This is a genomic window from Mycobacterium sp. (assembly GCF_050701675.1).
In the GTDB taxonomy this organism is placed as follows: domain Bacteria; phylum Actinomycetota; class Actinomycetes; order Mycobacteriales; family Mycobacteriaceae; genus Mycobacterium.
In genome coordinates this window covers 1-16,894 of record NZ_JBOGDD010000314.1, presented here as the reverse complement: position 1 = coordinate 16,894, position 16,894 = coordinate 1, and the positions used below count along the sequence as shown (strand labels likewise).

The window sequence follows — 16,894 nt, the reverse complement described above, 5'->3', positions numbered from 1 at the left end:
CCTGTGCCTGTGGACGTGGGCGGCGAATCCGCAGGACCGCCCGCTGTGGGACAAGCTCGACGAGCTCAAGGCGGTACACGGTGACGCCAAGGGCGACTTCATGGTCAAGGGCTCCCGCAACCTGTGCCTGTACCCGAATGTGTATGTGATGGACCAGTTCTCGACACAGATCCGCCACTTCCGACCGATCGCCCCTGACAAGACCGAAGTCACCATCTACTGCATCGCCCCCAAGGGGGAGAGCGCCGAGGCCCGGTCCCACCGGATCCGGCAGTACGAGGACTTCTTCAATGCCTCCGGGATGGCCACCCCGGACGATCTGGAGGAGTTCCGGTCCTGCCAGCTCACCTTCCGCGCCCAAGCCGCGCCCTGGAACGACATGAGTCGCGGTGCGCAGCACTGGCTGACCGGTCCCGACCAGGTCGCCGAGGCACTCGACATGCACGACGTCATCTCGGCCGGGGTGAAGAACGAGGACGAGGGCCTCTACCCCGTCCAGCACGGTTACTGGCTGCGCACCATGCGCGAAGCGCTGGCCCGCGAGGAAGGCAACACCAGGCCATGACCACCACCGAGAAGACCACCACCACAACCACACTGATCACTCAGAACGCGATCGAGCAGTTCCTCTACCGCGAGGCGCGCTACCTCGACGACCGCGAGTTCGAGAAGTGGCTCGACTGCTACGCCGACGACGTCGTCTACTGGATGCCATCCTGGGACGACAACGACATGCTGGTCGAGGATCCGCAGCGCGACATCTCGCTGATCTACTACGACAACAAGGGCGGTCTGGCGGACCGAGTGTTCCGCATCCGCACCGAACGGTCGTCGGCGACATCACTGCCAGAGCCGCGCACCAGCCACAACATCTCCAACGTCGAGGTCATCGAACGCCGCGGCGACACGGTGGACGTCCGATTCAACTGGCACACCATGTATTTCCGATACAAGACGATCGACCCGTATTACGGGACGTCGTTCTATACCATCGACTTCTCCGGTGAACAGCCCCTGATCCGGCGCAAGACCGTGGTGCTGAAGAACGACTACATCCACCACGTTGTCGACGTGTACCACTTCTGAGGTGAAGCCATGACCGCAACGGACGAGAAGTATTCAGTCGCCTTGTCCTTCGAGGACGGCGTCACCAGGTTCATCACCTGTCGGGATGACCAAACCGTCGCCGACGCCTCCTACCGTCAGCGCATCAACATCCCCCTGGACTGCCGCGACGGCGCCTGCGGCACGTGCAAGGCATTGTGCGAATCCGGCACCTACGATGGTGGCGCCTACATCGACGACGCACTCAGCGAGGACGAGGCCGCCAAGGGTTATGTGCTGCCATGCAGCATGAAGCCACGCTCGGACCTGGTACTGCAGATCGCCAGTACGTCGGACATCGCCAAGACCTCAGCGGCCACGTATACCGGCACCCTGGTCGAGCTGACACGCCTGTCGCCCACCACGATCCGCTTCGCCGTCGAGATCCCCAACCGCTCCGAATTGGCCTTCCTACCCGGGCAATACGTCAACATCGCGGTACCGGGGACGCAGGAGCGCCGGTCCTATTCCTTCTCCAACGCACCCCACGACGAGCGGCTCACCTTTCTGGTGAAGCCGACACCCGGCGGGGCGATGTCGGAGTACCTGGACAAGCGCGCCGCTGCGGGTGACACCATGACCTTCACCGGTCCGCACGGGTCGTTCTTCCTGCGCGAGGCCGACCGCCCGGTGCTGTTGCTGGCCGGCGGCACGGGCTTGGCGCCGATCCTGTCGATGCTGCGCACCATGCGCGACGCCGGAAGCCGGCGCAAAGTCCACCTGATCTACGGCGTCAAGACCGACGACGACGTGGTGGCACTCGATGAGATCAACGAGATCGCCTCGGCGGTATCTGGATTCACCTGGACTCACTGCGTCTCGGCCCCCGACAGCAACGCCGCGAACAAGGGCCGGGTGATGAGCCTGATCACCAAGGAACACCTCTACGACGGTGACGTGGCGATCTACCTCTGTGGACCGCCTGCCATGGTGGAATCGGTGCGCACCCATGTCGGCGATGCCGGAATCGAACCGACCGGGTTCTACTACGAGAAGTTCGCACTGGCCCACGGCAGCGAGCCCAAGGAGTCCACGGGTGCTGCGGCGCCCGCGCAGGACGACCTCCTCTACGCGGCGGACGCCCGCGCGATCGCCGGCCAGACGATGCTGGCTGCCACAGATCTGGCTCCCATGCCCGCGGGCGCGAGGTCCGAGAGCACCGACGATTCCGACGCCATTCGTCGCATCGCAGGCCAACTGATGGCGTCGGGCTCCTGTTCGGGAACGGTCGACGCCGATGACGGTGTCCTGCTGCCCACCGGTGCCCGCAGCCTCGCGGGGCAGGAACTCTTCGCTGCCACAACGGCATCCGTACCGCCCAGTTCGACACCGTCCGAACCGGCGCCCGAGAACGTCAGCGACGACGGCTACCAGATCGGCGAGGAGCACCCAGCCGTCGCAGAATCCGACTCACTCTTCGAGGCCCGACAGGCTCTCGAACTCGGCGCGCTCGAACTGACCCTCGGTCGGCTGAACAGCCGACAACTGGCCGGCTACCGATTGCTCGCCGATGCCACCGTGCCCTATGTGAACGGCGACCAATTCGTCGACGCCGCGCAGTACACCGAAACGAATGCGGCATTCCACGACTACCTGTTCACGCTCACCGGCAACGATCACCTGCTGAAGGCCTATCAGGCGCTTGGCGTGAAGGGCCGGATGAGCGAGGTGTTGCGCAACGCCACCTGGTGCCACCCGCTGTGCGCACAGGACCATCTCGACATCGTCGCCGCGTTCGAGGCAGGCGACCGCGAGGCCGCCCGTCGGTTGGTCGTCGCACACGCCGGCCGCTCCAAGCAGACCATGCGCCGCGCCATGTCCGATTCCCACGCCGCACGCACACCGCGGTTCATCACACCGGGCCGGTTCTCGGGAAAGGTCGTCGTCGTGACCGGCGCTGCCCAGGGCATCGGTGAGCACACCGCCCGCCGCATCAGCGCCGAAGGCGGATCGCTAGTCCTCGCCGACCGCGCCGAGGTGGTGAAGGAACTCGCCGACGAGTTGGCAGCGCACGGTCCGAGGGCCGTCGCCGTCACCGCTGACCTCGAGCGGTGGGAGGGTGCGGACTCCGTTGTCCAGCAGGCACTATCGGCCTTCGGATGCATCGACGTGCTGATCAACAACGTCGGGGGCGCCATCAACTTCAAACCCTTCACCGAGTTCACCGACGCAGAGATCCGCGCCGAGATCGACCGCTCCCTGATGACTACCCTGTATGCGTGCCGGGCGGCGTTGCCCGGCATGGTCGACCGTGGCACGGGCGTCATCGTCAACGTGTCGTCGGCCGCAACCCGTGGGATCCATCGCATCCCCTACTCGGCCGCCAAGGGTGGTGTCAACGCGATCACCGCGTCGCTGGCGATGGAGTACGCCGACGCCGGAATTCGCGTGGTGGCTACTGCGCCGGGCGGCACGGCCGCTCCGCCGCGGCGGATCTCGAGGGGCACTCCAGAGCCCAAGGACGACACCGAGCGCGCCTGGTTCGATGCGCACATCGAGCAGACCATCGACTCGTCGTTGATGAGCCGCTACGGCACCCTCGACGAGCAGGCCGCCGCCATCTGCTTCCTGGCTTCCGAGGAGGCGTCGTACATCACCGGCACCGTTCTGCCCGTCGCCGGTGGCGACCTCGGCTAATGCGCCGGGACCAACGCGAGCGGCAACTATCATCTGACGGGTGGCGTCACCTTCTCCCCCGTCGCTTCGCTCGCCCACGGTGGCTGCGGTGTGCGTCGGCCGCGAGAACGAACTGGGCCAGCTGACGCGAGCCTGCTCGGAGACCACGTCCAACGGGAGCGAGCTCGTCGCCCTGACCGGGCCGCCCGGAATCGGCAAGACCGCATTGCTGCGAGCCTTGACCGACCGCGTCCCCGGCACGCTGTGGGCGCAGGCGACGGCGTGGGAGACGGACCTGGCCGGCGGGGTGCTCGCGCAGGTGCTGCAGAGTGAACCCGTCTCCGACCCTGGTGCGGCGTCTGCGGCGTTGGCGGACGGCATCCGCGCCGGGGATGCCCAGCTGCTCATCATCGACAACGTCGAATGCGCGGATGTGGAGTCGCTGCAGGCGATTTCGACGTTGCTACGCTTCGACCGCGAGCTGGCGCTTCTCGTGGTCGTGGCTGGGAGGTCGACGCCGCCTCCGTTGACCGATCTGGTCTCCACCGAGATCCGGTTGAGCGGGCTTGGGCCACGCGACATCGCCGAACTGGCCGCCCGCCGCGGGCGCACCCTGCACCCCTCGATGGTGGGCGTGCTGAGCAGACACACGCGCGGAAACCCTCGCGACGTCGTGGCGCTGCTGGAGGAGGTGCCGCCGCAGGTGTGGTCCCGCCCAGATGCGTCATTGCCGGCGCCCGCCCACGTCACCAACCAAGTCCGCGAGCAGCTGGCCGGATGCGACGCCCAGAGCCGGGAGCTCGTGGAGGCGCTGGCGATCCTCGGCGACGAGGCAACCCTGGCGGAGGCCACCGCACTCGCGGGGCTCGATGAGCCGTTACACGCAGTCGACGGCGCCCTCGACACCGGATTGCTCACCGCGACCGGACCAGTGGAGCTGCACCTGCGCGACTCGCTGAGCCGGGCGGCCATCATCGATCTGATGGGTCTGCAACGCGCTGCCGAACGTCACCGCCGCGCCTCGGAGGTCGTCACCGATCCGGTGCGCCGACTGCGGCACCGGGTGGCGGCCACCTCGACATTCGACGCGGAACTGGCCAATGAGATCGACCGGTCGGCAAGGGATCTCGGCGCCGAAGGCGCGTGGTCGCAGGCTGCGACACTGTTTCGCGACGCCGCCAGGTTGACCTCCGACGAGCTGCTGCGCGACGAACGCCTCATCCGATCCGTCGACGCTCTGGTCGCGGCAGGAGACTGTTTGGCTGCAGGCGATCAGGTCCCGGCGGTGGAGAGTCTGCGTGAAACCCCCTTGCGCAACGCGGTGCTCGCCTATCTTGCGATACTGCGTGGCCGGGCTACGGAGGCGCAGATCCGGCTGGCGCGGGCGTGGGACATCGTGAACGTCGAGCGCGAACCAGACACGGCCGCGCTGATCGCGCAGCGTCACGTGCTGGATTCGTTGGTGCGATGCCGCGGCGCTGACGTCGTCGAGTGGGCTGATCGCGCCCTGCAGCTGGCCGACAGCGACTCCCCCGCCGCAATCGAGGCGGCCGCGATCAGGGGACTCGGGCTCCTTGCGGCGGGCCATCCACGCCGCGCAGCTGCCGCGTACGACGAGCTCAACGCCCGGGTCCGGCATGGCGCACAGGCGCAGCGGGTCATCATGGGGCGCGGGTGGGTGCAATTCATCCGTGACGACGTCGACGGTGCGCGATCCAGCCTGGAGAGCGCCGTAGCCGCCGCCAGCCTCGGCGGCTCGACGCGAATCACGCTGTGGGCATTGGCTTGGCTGTCCAGGGTCCAGTTCTCGATCGGCGACTGGGACCGGGCGATGGTGAGCGTCGAGAACGGTCGCGCGTTGGCCAACGCCAGTGGGATCGTGCTCGTCACACCGCTTCTGGAGTGGACGGCGGCTCAGATCGGTGCCTTGCGCGGGGAGTGGGCCACTGCCACTGCGGCCACCCGGGCGTCCAGTGCCATCACCGGAGACTACGAGATGATGCTCATTCCCACACTTCTCGCCCGCGCACAGATTGCAGAAGCGGAGGCCGATTACGCCGGTGTCCTGCGCGTGCTGGAGCCGCTGACTCGAATCGCCGCCAACAAATCCTTGCAGGAGCCCGGCTATTGGCCGTGGCCCGACTCGATGGCCAACGCACTGGTACTGAACGGGCAACTCGAGGCGGCCGACGCATTCCTGCGGCCGCACGAGCAGCGGGCGCACGCACGCGGGCACCGCTCGGCACAGGCGCGGCTCGGGTACGCCCGCGGCCGGTGGCACGGTGCCATGGGAGATCTACACGCGGCGCGGCGCTCCTTCGAAACCTCACTGGAACTACTGCAAGGACTGCCCTTGCGGTACGACACGGCGCGCGTGAACTTCGCCTACGGCCAGACGCTGCGGCGCGCCGGGAAACGACGGGAGGCCGACGCGATCATCGGGGCGGCCCGCGAGGGCTACCTCTCGCTGGGTGCGACGACGTACGTCACCCGCTGCGACCGGGAACTCAAGGCCGGCGGTCTACATCAGGTCCGCGGCTCACGTGATGGGACGGACCTGACACCCCAGGAGGAGGCGGTGGCCGCCCTCGTGTCCACGGGTCTTTCGAATCGTGAGGTCGCTGCCGAGCTCTACATCTCTCCGAAGACCGTGCAGTATCACCTCACCCGCATCTACGCCAAGCTGGGCGTGCGGTCTCGATCCGAGCTGACCGCAAGGCACGGCTGAGCTTCGAGTCGACCGTCGGTCAGCACACCGCCCGTCTTGGCCGCCGCGTCGTCGTAGGTGACGCCGGGGGCCAACTCGACGACCCGGAATCCATCGCCGGTGACGTCGAAGACGCCCAGATCGGTGATCACGCGGCTGACGACGGCCTTTCCGGTCAATGGAAGGTCGCAGGAGGCAACCAGTTTGGCTGCACCGGATTTCGCGACATGATCCATCAGCACGATGACGCGGTCGGCTCCGCTCACCAGGTCCATCGCGCCGCCCATGCCCTTGACCATCGAACCCGGCACCATCCAATTGGCGAGGTCGCCATTGCCAGCGACTTGCATGCCCCCCAGGATCGCGACGTCAACGTGACCGCCGCGGATCATGGCGAAGCTGGTGGCCGAGTCGAAATACGACGCGCCCGCGAGGACCGTGACGGTCTGCTTGCCCGCGTTGACCAGATCCGGGTCCACCTCGTCGTCGTAGGGGAACGGTCCGACGCCGAGGATGCCGTTCTCGGCGTGCAGGGTGACGTCGGAGTCCTCTGGCAGATAATCCGGGATCAGGGTGGGCAGTCCGATGCCGAGGTTGACGTAGTCGCCGTCGTTGAGTTCTCGCGCGGCGCGGGCGGCCATGTCGTCACGGGACCAGCTCATCGTGTGCCTCCTCGGTCGATGTCGGACGTTGCCGGGTGGTGCGCTTTTCGATGCCCTTGCGAGCGGCCTGCTCGGGGGTCAGCTCGATGACCCGTTTGACGAAGATCCCGGACAGGTGAATCTCGTCCGGGTGCAGTTCACCGACGTCGACGACGCGTTCGGCCTCGACGATCGTGGTGCGGCCGGCCATGGCGGCTGGTGGGTTGAAATTGCGTGCGGCGGCATGGAACACGCAGTTCCCCGCCCTGTCGGCGACCGCGGCGCGCACCAAGGAGTAGTCGGTGACGATCGATTCCTCAAGCAGCATCTCGCGGCCGCCGAAGGTGCGGACCTCCTTGGGCGGCGAGGCGAGCGCCACTCTCCCGTCCGGGCGGTATCGCCACGGCAAGCCGCCGTCGGCGACCATGGTGCCGACACCGGTCGGGGTGAAGAACGCACCGATCCCACTGCCACCGGCGCGCAACCGCTCGGCGAGTGTGCCCTGCGGGGTGAGTTCGACAGTCAACTCCCCTGCCAGGTACTGCCGGGCGAACTCCTTGTTCTCCCCGACGTAGGACGCGATGACGCGGGTGATCCTGCGCGCCTCCAGTAATAGGCCAAGCCCGCCGCCGTCGACTCCGCAGTTATTGCTGACGATGGTCAGCTCTGCGGCGCCCTGCTCCAGGAGCGCCTCGATGAGAAACCATGGGATGCCTGCCAGGCCGAAACCGCCGACGGCGAGGCTGGCGCCGTGCGGTATGTCGGCGACCGCCTCGACCGGTGAGGCGACCACTTTGTTCAGGGTCATGGCTGCTCCAGGTGTGCCATGAGGGCGGGGGTGATGATGTCGGGTTGCTCGACGTTGGCCAGGTGGGCGGCCCGTTCGACGATGAGCAGACGCGAACCAGGGATGGCGGCGACGATCTCTTCGAGTCTCGCCGGCGGGGTCGCCGGGTCGTCGGCCCCGGCAATCGCCAGGGTCGGTGCACTGATCGACGGAAGTTGGCTCCGTAGGTCGAGTTTGGCGATCGCCTCGCAGCAGCCTGCGTAGCCTTCGGCGGCCGTGGCGGCCACCATCTGCTCGTGCGCGATGCGCATGTCGGGGTGGGCGTCGAGGTAGTCGGCGGTGAACCACCGCTGTACGACGGCCGCCGCCACCGATGCGCTGCCTTCCGCGCGGACTGACGCGGCGCGGTCCGTCCAAGCGACGGCGGGTGGTAGCTGAGCGCCGGTGCACAGCAACACGACCCGGTCGACACGCTCGGGATTGCGGGCGGCCAGTCGCATCGCGGTCATTCCCCCCAACGACAGTCCGACCACATGCGCTCGGGCGATGCCGAGCCCGTCCAGCAGTGCGACGACGTCATCGGCCAGGTCGTCGATCGAGTACGGGCCGTCGGGGACCGGCGACTCGCCGTGTCCGCGCGTGTCGTAGCGCACCACCCGGAACCGTTCGTTGAGCGCGTCGACTTGCGCGTCCCACATCCGGTGTGTCGAGCCCAACGAGTTGCACAGCAGCACAACGGGTCCGTCCGCTCGACCCGACGCGACGGCGTGCACCTCGACGGCGCTCATCGAACTGCCTCGAAGATCGCGGCCAGGCCTTGTCCACCGCCGATGCACATGGTCTCCAGCACGAAGCGGGCGTCCCGGCGTCGGGCCTCGTGAGCCGCTGTCGCCAGGATCCGGGCGCCGGTCGCACCGACGGGGTGTCCCAGCGAGATACCAGAGCCGTTCGGATTGACCCGCTCGTCGAGCATGTCGACCTTCCATTCGGCCAAGACCGCCAGCACTTGCGCGGCGAACGCCTCGTTGAGTTCGATGAGGTCCATGTCGTCGAGCGTCAGCCCGGCCCGCTCCAGTGCGGCCGCGGTGGCGCTCACGGGACCGATGCCCATCACCTCGGGCGCGCAGCCCGTGACCGCCCACGAACGCAGCGCCAACATCGGGACGAGGCCCCGCTTGTCGGCTTCATCACGCGTGGTGACGACACACATTGCGGCACCGTCATTCTGGCCCGAGGCGTTGCCGGCCGTCACCGTCGACTGGTCGTCGAGCTCGATGCGAATGGGCCGCAGCGCGGCCAGCCTCTCGACGCTGATCCCGACGCGGGGGTGTTCGTCACGGTCGACGACGATGTCCGGCTTGCCGCGCCCACCCGGCACGGTGACGGGGACGAGTTCGTCGGCGAATCGGCCTTCCTCGTGGGCGGCGACCGCACGGTGGTGCGAGCGGACCGCCAACTCGTCCTGCTCGTCGCGACTGATGCCGTACTCGCGGCGCAGGTTCTCTGCCGTCTCGATCATCCCCCCACTCATGGGATGTGCTGCACCGCCCGCCGTTTCGCGGGCGCGGTCGAGGCGATCCAGCAGTGCGATGCCGCCCTGACGCACGCCGGTGCGCAATCCAAGTGCGTAATGCTCCACGTTGGACATCGACTCCGCGCCGCCCGCGACGACGACACGCCCTGCGCCGGTGGCTACCTGTGCCGCGGCGTAGAGCACCGCCTGCAGGCCCGAGCCACATCGACGGTCTATCTGCAGACCGGGTACGCCGGTGCCAAGACCGGCGTCGAGTGCGGCGATCCGGCCGATGGCAGGTGCCTCACCGTTGGCGTATCCGTTGCCGAGGATCACATCGTCGACGTCACCTTCGCCGAGTCCGGTACGGGAGACCAGCTCACGCAGGGTCAGCGTCGCCAGATCGGCGGCAGTCAGTGCCGCGAGCGCACCGCCCATGCGGCCGACCGGGGTGCGAAGCGGGTTGCACACGACGACGTCCATGGTTCGACCGTACGAGCCCGTAATCATATTGTGAAATACCTAGATCACGTCTATTAAGAGCCGTAACATCCTAATCATGGAGCTTCGTCACCTGCGCTACTTCCGTGCCGTCGCGGAGGAATTGCACTTCGGACGCGCCGCCGAACGTCTGCACATCGCGCAGCCGCCACTGTCCCAGCAGATCCGCCAGCTCGAACGCGAACTCGACGTGACATTACTGACGAGGACCACCCGCAGCGTCGAACTGACCCCGGCCGGAAGGGCTTACCTTCAGCGGGTGATCAAGATCCTCGACAGCGTCGACGATGCCGGCGATCAAGCTCGCCGTCTCACTGACGGCACCGAGGGGCAATTGACCATCGGTTGCGTCGGGTCGGCCACCTACTCGCTGCTCCCGAAATTGGTGTTGGCGCTGCGCGATACCTTGCCGGGCATCGACGTCAGCGTGCGTGGCGAGATGCTGGCACCGGCTCAGGTTTCGGCACTGACTACGGGCGAGATCGACCTCGCTCTGCTGAGGCCACCCGTGCACCAGCAGGGCCTCCAGATCGAAACGCTGCGACGAGACCGCTTGCTGGTCGCGCTCCCCGCCGGACACCGGCTCGCCGAACGGCCGGAAGTACTCGTCGAAGACCTGCGCAACGAGGACTTCGTCGCTCATGCCGGGCACGGTCGCTCAGTGATGCACAGTCTGCTCAACGCGGTGTGCGCCGACGCTGGCTTCGTACCGCAGGTGCGCCACGAAGTGACGGAGACCTCGACGTTGGTGACTCTGATCGCGGCAGGCCTCGGGGTGGCGATCGTGCCAGAGCCCACGGCGGCACTCGGCATCTCTGGTGTCTGCTACCGCCAGCTAGGCCCGCCCGGCCTCGGTGTCGACCTCGTGGCCGCTCGGCTCGCGGAGCCGGCCTCCTCGCTGGTCGACAACGTTCTGCGAATATTGCGAACGGTGACACGATCACCGCGACGCCAGCTTGGGAGCCTTGAAGGGACCTAGCGCCCCGGCATCGACGACGTGATTGGTACCCGTCACGTACCGGCTGGCATCGGAGGCTAGATACAGCACCGCGTTGCTGATGTCCTCGGGCTCGACGAAGGGCACTGGCATGGCATTCATGTCCTGGAGCGCCTCGATCGAATCTGCTTGTGTCGCATTCTCCTTGCCACCTGAGAACAACGTGTTGTACGCGTCGTTGTCGATCATGGGCGTGTTGACATTCGTCGGGTTCACGCAGTTCACCCTGATCGAATGCGGCGCCAGTTCGGCTGCGAGATTCCGCATCAGCCCCACCACCCCGTGTTTGGAGGCGGCATAGTGACCCACGTTGACTTCGGCCACCAACCCCGAGATGGAGCTGATCAGGATCACCGAGCCTCCGGTCCCGCGGTCCAGCAGAGCGGGGACGGTGGCCTTGATGGTGCGCCACACACCGGTCAAGTTGACGTCGATCTGGTCGATGAACTGCTGCTCGTCGATTTCCCATAGCGGAGCGATCCCATTGACCGTGCCGGCGTTGGCCACCACGATGTCCAACCCACCGAACATGTCCACACCGGCTTCGGCCGCCTCGGTCAGTGCGCCGAGGTCACGGACATCGACCACCTTGGTCAGAATCGCACCTCCCGCCTCAGTCACCATCTCGGCGGTCTGCGCCAGTTCGTCGGCGGTACCCATCGGGTACGGCACCGTGTCGATCTGACCGCAGATGTCCACGGCGACGATCGAGGCGCCCGCTTGCGCAAGGTGTATCGCGTGCGATCGTCCCTGACCGCGCGCCGCACCGGTGATGAAGGCGACCTTGCCACGGAGATCGTGCACGGGTCGATTCCCTTCTGAGTTGATGCCGTCGATCAGTGGGCGCCGCCGGGGCGCGGCGTCAGCGGTCTCGGTCACCGCTGTGCCAAGAGTGCGCCGTCGACCACGATCTCGGCCCCTGACACGTACGACGCCGCGTCCGACACCAGGAAGACGACGACTTCGGAAACCTCGACGGGTTGCGCGAACCTGCGCAGCGGGATTTGATGCTGGATCTCGGCCGAGGCTCCCGCGGGCAACCCCACGATCTCCTCGTCGAGCATGGCTGTCTTGATGTACCCCGGATGCACGCTGTTACAACGAATCCCCTCAGGCCCATACGTTGCCGCGGTGGCCTTCGTCATCAGGGCCACGGCCCCCTTGGTCGCGACGTAGGCGAAATAGCCGGGCGCGGCCACCAATCCGAAGATCGATGAGATGTTGACGATCGACGCCGATTCGCTCTTGCGCAACAACGGGATCGCGTACTTGGTCCCGAGGAAGACGCTCTTCTGATTGATGTCGACCGTTCTCTGCCAGTCGTCCTCGGTCAGATCCTCGGGCGTGGCCATGTCGAGCACGCCCGCGTTGTTGATCAGGATGTCGAGCCTGCCGTGCCGTTGTTCGATCTCGCGGTAGACACCAATCCAATCCGACGCCTTCACTACGTCCAGCTGGTGGAACACGACGGAGAGGCCAGACGCCGTGAGCTTGCGGGCGTGCAGTTCGCCCAGCTCGAAGTTGATGTCGCCGAAGTGCACCGTCGCACCCTCCTCGGCGAGCCTGCGGACGTGTTCGGCTCCCATCCCTCGAGCGCCACCTGATACGAAAGCAACCTTCTCCAACAGCGTCACTATGAATCTCTCCTCTTCGGACCAGGTGCTCAGACGACGGCCGGCTGACCCAGGTGAGCAACCTTGGCTGCCACCTCGGTGCCGAGCAGTTCGAAGCTGCGGCGATATGGGTCGGGGTTGGTGCTGTAGTCGTGACCGAACGAGATGAGCGTGCCGAAGCCTCCAACGGCATCGTGTAGCGCCTCGATCTTGTTGGCCACCGTCTCGGGTGATCCGACGATGTGGAAGTTCTCGACCATCCATTCTGCGGTGAGACCGTCGAGACCAACTGTGCCGCCCGAAATCAGCTCTCCGATACCGAGTTTGATGAATGTGGGCACGTTGTAGTTTGCCCACAGGTCACCCATGGCACCGTTGAGGTAGAGGTCGCGAGCCTCCTCGTCGGTGTCGGCGACGAGCACGTCGCGACAGATTCGCCACTCCGAGCGATCGACGGAGCGGCCAGCGGACTCAGCCGCGGCCGAGTACGTGGTCCAGTGGCCCCGAAGGACACTCTCGTGAACCTGCTGGCTCATCGCGGCATAGCCCCGCCGCCCCGCCGTGGTCAGCGTGGGGGACGTCGCCTGCATACCGGTCATGACCATCGGGATCGCCGATTGCTTCGGCTTCAAGTGAGGGCCGTGGATGTCCTCCGAGTAGGCCGGCATGTCGACCGTCCAGAACTCGCCTTCGATCCGGAAGGGACCCGACTTCGTCCAGATGGCCTCGATGATGTCGAGGGCCTCGACCATCATCGCCGCGTTCGCCTTGCCGGTGTCGAACAGCTGCGCGTCGCTCGGAAACGCACCTGGCGCCACCCCGGCGATGTATCTGCCATCAGTCATGTGGTCGATCCACATGATTCGATGCGCCAGCGCGGTGGGATTGTGATACGCCAGTAGGTGTGCTGCGGCACCGAGTTTGATGCGCGACGTCAGCTGCGATGCGGCGGCGATCATCGCATCCGGCGCGGGACTGGGCTCACCGCCGAGCGTGTAGTGCTCAGCGAAATATGCTTCTTCCCAGCCAAACTCGTCGCCCCACTTGGTGAGTCGCAGGTCCCAGTCTATGACCTCCTTTGCGGTGCGATGGCCGTGTGCATAGTCGCGCGAGTAGGGAATGTTGAACAGTCCGAACTTCATGTGAATTCCTCTCGGCCCAGGGAAGGGTGATTGCCCACGACGGCGTACCCACGCCTCGACTAGCGTCCGACGCGGAAAGCAGATCTTTGCGCGATCGACGTCGAATCGGTTGGGAGGCAGACGATATGCCCTGGTTTTCTACATTTGTTGAAACTCGTTGCAAACCGAGGCTAAGCCCGGCCGCCAGCGGTGTCAACAGGTGGGCCCAATTCCACCGATACCGTGGTGAGCCGCCCGCCGAGCGAACCCCTATACCAGATGACTTCGCCTGATCCGTTGACAGCCAACCCATCCGGGTTTACGGTTGGCCCACTCAGACGATTTCAACAAATGTAGAACTTCAGAGTTCCGGGACTCGGGTGCCGCAACGGCCCCCGCGCGACGACGGGCGCCCCGGGAGACCCATTCGATCGGAAGGACCATCCTCATGACCGAAATCGAGTCCTCGTCACGACGAGCCGAAGATCCAGGTGGCTCACCGCAGAAGTTCAAGAGGTCGATCGGTCTGGTGTCCAACTTCTCGCTCGGCTTCACCTACTTGTCTCCAGGTGCTGGCGTCTTGTCGATCTTCGCGGTCGGATTGACCGTCGCGGGCCCACCTTCCATCTGGTGGTTCCCCATCGTCGCCGCCGGGCAGCTGTTGGTTGCCTTCGTCTTCGGCGAGGTGGTGTCCCAGTACCCCATCACCGGTGGGATCTATCCCTGGGCGCGCCGCCTCTGGGGGCGTCGCTACGCCTGGATGGCTGCCTGGATCTACATGGCAGCACTGATCGTCACCACCACGTCGGTCGTCCAGTTCGCGATTCCCTTCATCGGACGACTGATCCACGTCGAAGTGACCCCGGCGTCCGGGTTGATCATCGCGCTGGCGTTGTGCGCCATCGCGTTCGTCCTCAACAGCACCGGCACCAAGACGCTGGCGGCGGTCGCGCGCATCGGGTTCTACTGCGAACTCGTCGGAGTGGTCGGGGTCGGAGTCTTCCTCCTTCTCTTCGAACGCAAGAACTCGTTCAGTGCGCTGTTCGACTCGATGGGCGTCGCCGGTGATTCGCCGTATCTGTGGGCGTTCATGCTCGCCGCCTTGGTCGGCCTTTGGCAGTTCTACGGCTTCGAGGCATGCGGCGACGTGGCCGAGGAGGTCAAGGACCCCGAACGCCGAATTCCGGTCGCGATGATCTTGACGATCGTGGTCGGTCTGATTGCCGCCTTCATCGCCTACGCCGGATTCATCCTGGCAGCACCGAATCTGCAGGATATCGTCGACGGGAACGTGAGTGACCCCATCCCGGAGATCGTTCGCGGCGCGACCGGTGATCTCGGTATGACGATGCTGTTGGTCGTCGCGTTCACGATCTTCCTGTCGGCCGTACTGTCACAGCAGGCAGCGCTGAGCCGCCTGATGTTCAGCTTCGCCCGCGACAACATGCTTCCGGCCAGCAAGTGGCTCTCGAAGCTCCACGAGGAGATCGGCGGAACGGGTGCGGTGCCCCGCAACGCCATGATCGTCGCCGGCTGCGCACCGATGCTGCTCAGTGTGTGGTTGTACTTCAAGCCCGACAGCATCACCCAGGTCACGGCGTTCGCGGTCTTGGGGATCTACATCTGCTTCCAAATGGTGGTGCTCGCCGCGCTGCGTCAGCGCCTACGGGGTTGGCGTCCGGGCGGCGCCTGGTCACTGGGCCGACTGGGCCTTCCGATCAACGTCCTCGCGCTGCTCTACGGCATCTTCGCGATGGTGCTGCTGGCACTGCCCGGGGATGCCAGCCTGCCGTTCGTGGACCGCTGGATCGTGCTCATCGGCGCCGCTGTCGTGGTGGTGGTTGGGTTGGTGTACATGATCGCCGCCCGCCCGTTCGGCAATTCCGATGCTCCAGAGGACGATGCGATCGAAGTCGCAGAACGCCTTCGCGCCGAAAGGGCCACCCGCACAGTCTAGTTCGCTTCTCCGCAATGGCGGCCGTCATCAGGCTCTTGACGACGGCTTCCTCCTCGCGGTCACTCGTCCTAGATCGCCATCCGTTTCGGCTGGAGGGCCGGAGGGATATTGGCGGCTCGTGTCCAACTCGATGATCGCCGCGATAACCCTGCGCAGCTCGTCATCGGGAAGTGACGCATCCCCCAGGATCCGCTGCATCACCGCACCGTCCCACACGGCCTCCAACGCCGTCGCCGTGTTCGCCGAGCAGTAGGCCTCGACACCCACTTTCGCCCGCTTCGACCACTTCCTGACCAGCTTTCGGTACGTTCGCTCGCGCCCGCCCTCCGCATAGAGTTCCCACATCAGGATCGCGTTCCGTTTGTCGCTGGACAACGCCGCAATGAGGTCCATCACCGCGTCGATGAGTTGGTCATCGTTGCGTGCGGACGAAAAACTCGCCTCGTACCGTCCCGAGACGCCCTCGACGTAGAAGGAAAAGGCATTCGAAAGAAGATCGTCGAGATCCTTGAAGTGGTAGTTCACACTTCCGAGTGCAGTCCCAGCGCGGCTGCAGACCTTGCGGTGCGTGACGCTCCGCACCCCCGATTCGGTGATGATCTGGAGCGCGGCATCCATCAGTGCGATCCGCGTGGCTTCGGAACGACTGTTGTTGACCTTGGCCATCATTCCCCTCGCGTTCGGGCGCCATCAATCGCGGCAATCGGCACCAGCACGTTGGAGTCTGGCGGTTCGAGCTACAGCCTACCGCCCGCGCCAGCGGGCCCTGCTACACGATCTCGTCATCGCTATCTCGTTGAGCGACTATTGCATTCGCGCGGACTCGCGCTTCGGGGCCGTAGCTCGCCAGAGGCGACGAATGCGGGGTGGCGCTCCGGTCGCCGGGCGTCACGAGTTCGGGATGTCGGTCCGGACAGCATTCATCTCAGCGCGTCGCTGAGCCGGACACTCCACACGAGTGCTTATTCTCGGCGCATGAGTGCGGACGTCGAGGACATAGTGGTCATCCACACCGACGGTGGGTGCAGACCCAATCCGGGCCCCGGCGGCTGGGGGGCGGTACTTCGCCAGCGTGAGCACGTCCGCGAGATGTGCGGCGGCGAGCCCGGCGAGACGAGCAACAACCGGATGGAGCTGACGGCGCCGATCATGGCGTTGGAGGCGCTCACCAGACCCGTGGTGGTGCACCTCTACACCGACAGCACCTACGTCAGGAGCGGCATCACCAAGTGGGTCCTCGGCTGGGAACGCAACGGCTGGATGACCGCCGCGAAGCAGCCGGTGAAGAACGTCGACCTGTGGAAGCGATTGCAGGAGGCCTGCGCACGGCACCAGGT

At 65.8% G+C, this 16,894-nt stretch carries 15 protein-coding genes; 7 read left to right on the top strand and 8 right to left on the bottom strand.

The features are described from left to right. The 4 genes from ACRDUX_RS09400 to ACRDUX_RS09385 form a co-directional block, all read left to right on the top strand. Positions 1–565: SRPBCC family protein (locus tag ACRDUX_RS09400; protein ID WP_526413214.1), on the top strand; the 565-nt coding region annotated here is incomplete at its 5' end. Beyond that, a complete protein-coding gene (gene benB / locus ACRDUX_RS09395) occupies positions 562–1,086 on the top strand; it encodes a benzoate 1,2-dioxygenase small subunit (RefSeq protein WP_526413212.1) in 525 nt (174 codons plus the stop codon). The genes ACRDUX_RS09400 and benB, both read left to right, overlap by 4 nt. 9 nt (positions 1,087–1,095) lie before the next feature. Further along, entirely contained in the window at positions 1,096–3,741 is a 2,646-nt protein-coding gene (benC, locus tag ACRDUX_RS09390) for a benzoate 1,2-dioxygenase electron transfer component BenC (RefSeq protein WP_526413210.1), read from the top strand. A gap of 40 nt (positions 3,742–3,781) precedes the next feature. Continuing rightward, positions 3,782–6,448: a helix-turn-helix transcriptional regulator gene (locus ACRDUX_RS09385; RefSeq protein WP_526413208.1), complete on the top strand. Its 2,667-nt coding sequence runs from the start codon at positions 3,782–3,784 to the stop codon at positions 6,446–6,448. On the opposite strand, the gene ACRDUX_RS09380 is transcribed toward ACRDUX_RS09385, so the two are convergent. The 4 genes from ACRDUX_RS09380 to ACRDUX_RS09365 are packed head-to-tail and all read right to left on the bottom strand — an operon-like array spanning position 6,394 to position 9,851. Beyond that, positions 6,394–7,089, bottom strand: coding sequence for a CoA transferase subunit B (locus ACRDUX_RS09380; protein WP_526413206.1), 696 nt, complete (start codon positions 7,087–7,089; stop codon positions 6,394–6,396). The two genes, ACRDUX_RS09385 and ACRDUX_RS09380, sit on opposite strands and share 55 nt — an antisense overlap. Then, positions 7,073–7,876 carry a CoA transferase subunit A gene (locus ACRDUX_RS09375; RefSeq protein WP_526413204.1) on the bottom strand — a complete coding sequence of 268 codons (804 nt, stop codon included), beginning with the start codon at positions 7,874–7,876 and terminating at the stop codon, positions 7,073–7,075. Before ACRDUX_RS09375 ends, ACRDUX_RS09380 begins: the two co-directional genes overlap by 17 nt. Continuing rightward, complete coding sequence (gene pcaD / locus ACRDUX_RS09370; protein WP_526413202.1) at positions 7,873–8,643, bottom strand: 3-oxoadipate enol-lactonase; 771 nt, start codon at positions 8,641–8,643, stop codon at positions 7,873–7,875. The genes ACRDUX_RS09375 and pcaD overlap by 4 nt, the downstream gene beginning before the upstream one ends. Further along, entirely contained in the window at positions 8,640–9,851 is a 1,212-nt protein-coding gene (locus ACRDUX_RS09365; RefSeq protein WP_526413200.1) for a thiolase family protein, read from the bottom strand. The genes pcaD and ACRDUX_RS09365 overlap by 4 nt, the downstream gene beginning before the upstream one ends. Before the next feature lie 76 nt (positions 9,852–9,927). On the opposite strand from ACRDUX_RS09365, the gene ACRDUX_RS09360 reads away from it, so the two are divergent. Next, positions 9,928–10,848, top strand: a complete 921-nt coding sequence (locus tag ACRDUX_RS09360; RefSeq protein WP_526413198.1) for a LysR family substrate-binding domain-containing protein — start codon at positions 9,928–9,930, stop codon at positions 10,846–10,848. Here the strand turns inward: ACRDUX_RS09360 and ACRDUX_RS09355 are convergent. The 3 genes from ACRDUX_RS09355 to ACRDUX_RS09345 form a co-directional block, all read right to left on the bottom strand. Next, a complete protein-coding gene (locus ACRDUX_RS09355; RefSeq protein ID WP_526413216.1) occupies positions 10,810–11,670 on the bottom strand; it encodes a mycofactocin-coupled SDR family oxidoreductase in 861 nt (286 codons plus the stop codon). The two genes, ACRDUX_RS09360 and ACRDUX_RS09355, sit on opposite strands and share 39 nt — an antisense overlap. A 71-nt stretch (positions 11,671–11,741) precedes the next feature. Then, positions 11,742–12,500, bottom strand: coding sequence for an SDR family NAD(P)-dependent oxidoreductase (locus tag ACRDUX_RS09350; RefSeq protein ID WP_526413196.1), 759 nt, complete (start codon positions 12,498–12,500; stop codon positions 11,742–11,744). Between the two features lie 29 nt (positions 12,501–12,529). After that, on the bottom strand, positions 12,530–13,621 hold the full coding sequence (locus ACRDUX_RS09345) for an LLM class flavin-dependent oxidoreductase (RefSeq protein WP_526413194.1): 1,092 nt from the start codon (positions 13,619–13,621) through the stop codon (positions 12,530–12,532). 427 nt (positions 13,622–14,048) lie between these two features. Here ACRDUX_RS09345 and ACRDUX_RS09340 point away from each other — a divergent pair, with 427 nt between their 5' ends. Then, on the top strand, positions 14,049–15,557 hold the full coding sequence (locus ACRDUX_RS09340) for an amino acid permease (protein ID WP_526413192.1): 1,509 nt from the start codon (positions 14,049–14,051) through the stop codon (positions 15,555–15,557). A 27-nt stretch (positions 15,558–15,584) separates the two neighbouring features. Here ACRDUX_RS09340 and ACRDUX_RS09335 read toward each other — a convergent pair whose 3' ends face one another. Then, the gene (locus ACRDUX_RS09335) at positions 15,585–16,226 is read right to left on the bottom strand and encodes a TetR/AcrR family transcriptional regulator (RefSeq protein WP_526413190.1); all 642 of its coding nucleotides are present in this window, start codon (positions 16,224–16,226) and stop codon (positions 15,585–15,587) included. A 306-nt stretch (positions 16,227–16,532) separates the two neighbouring features. On the opposite strand from ACRDUX_RS09335, the gene rnhA reads away from it, so the two are divergent. Next, on the top strand, positions 16,533–16,894 hold a 362-nt coding region (rnhA, locus tag ACRDUX_RS09330; RefSeq protein WP_526413188.1), incomplete at its 3' end, for a ribonuclease HI.

Bases quoted from the DNA above. Each gene is read 5' to 3' on its own strand.
- benB (WP_526413212.1), top strand. From the start codon at position 562: ATGACCACCACCGAGAAGACCACCACCACAACCACACTGATCACTCAG.
- benC (WP_526413210.1), top strand. From the start codon at position 1,096: ATGACCGCAACGGACGAGAAGTATTCAGTCGCCTTGTCCTTCGAGGAC.
- ACRDUX_RS09380 (WP_526413206.1), bottom strand. From the start codon at position 7,089: ATGAGCTGGTCCCGTGACGACATGGCCGCCCGCGCCGCGCGAGAACTC.
- ACRDUX_RS09375 (WP_526413204.1), bottom strand. From the start codon at position 7,876: ATGACCCTGAACAAAGTGGTCGCCTCACCGGTCGAGGCGGTCGCCGAC.
- pcaD (WP_526413202.1), bottom strand. From the start codon at position 8,643: ATGAGCGCCGTCGAGGTGCACGCCGTCGCGTCGGGTCGAGCGGACGGA.
- ACRDUX_RS09365 (WP_526413200.1), bottom strand. From the start codon at position 9,851: ATGGACGTCGTCGTGTGCAACCCGCTTCGCACCCCGGTCGGCCGCATG.
- ACRDUX_RS09360 (WP_526413198.1), top strand. From the start codon at position 9,928: ATGGAGCTTCGTCACCTGCGCTACTTCCGTGCCGTCGCGGAGGAATTG.
- ACRDUX_RS09345 (WP_526413194.1), bottom strand. From the start codon at position 13,621: ATGAAGTTCGGACTGTTCAACATTCCCTACTCGCGCGACTATGCACAC.
- ACRDUX_RS09340 (WP_526413192.1), top strand. From the start codon at position 14,049: ATGACCGAAATCGAGTCCTCGTCACGACGAGCCGAAGATCCAGGTGGC.
- ACRDUX_RS09335 (WP_526413190.1), bottom strand. From the start codon at position 16,226: ATGATGGCCAAGGTCAACAACAGTCGTTCCGAAGCCACGCGGATCGCA.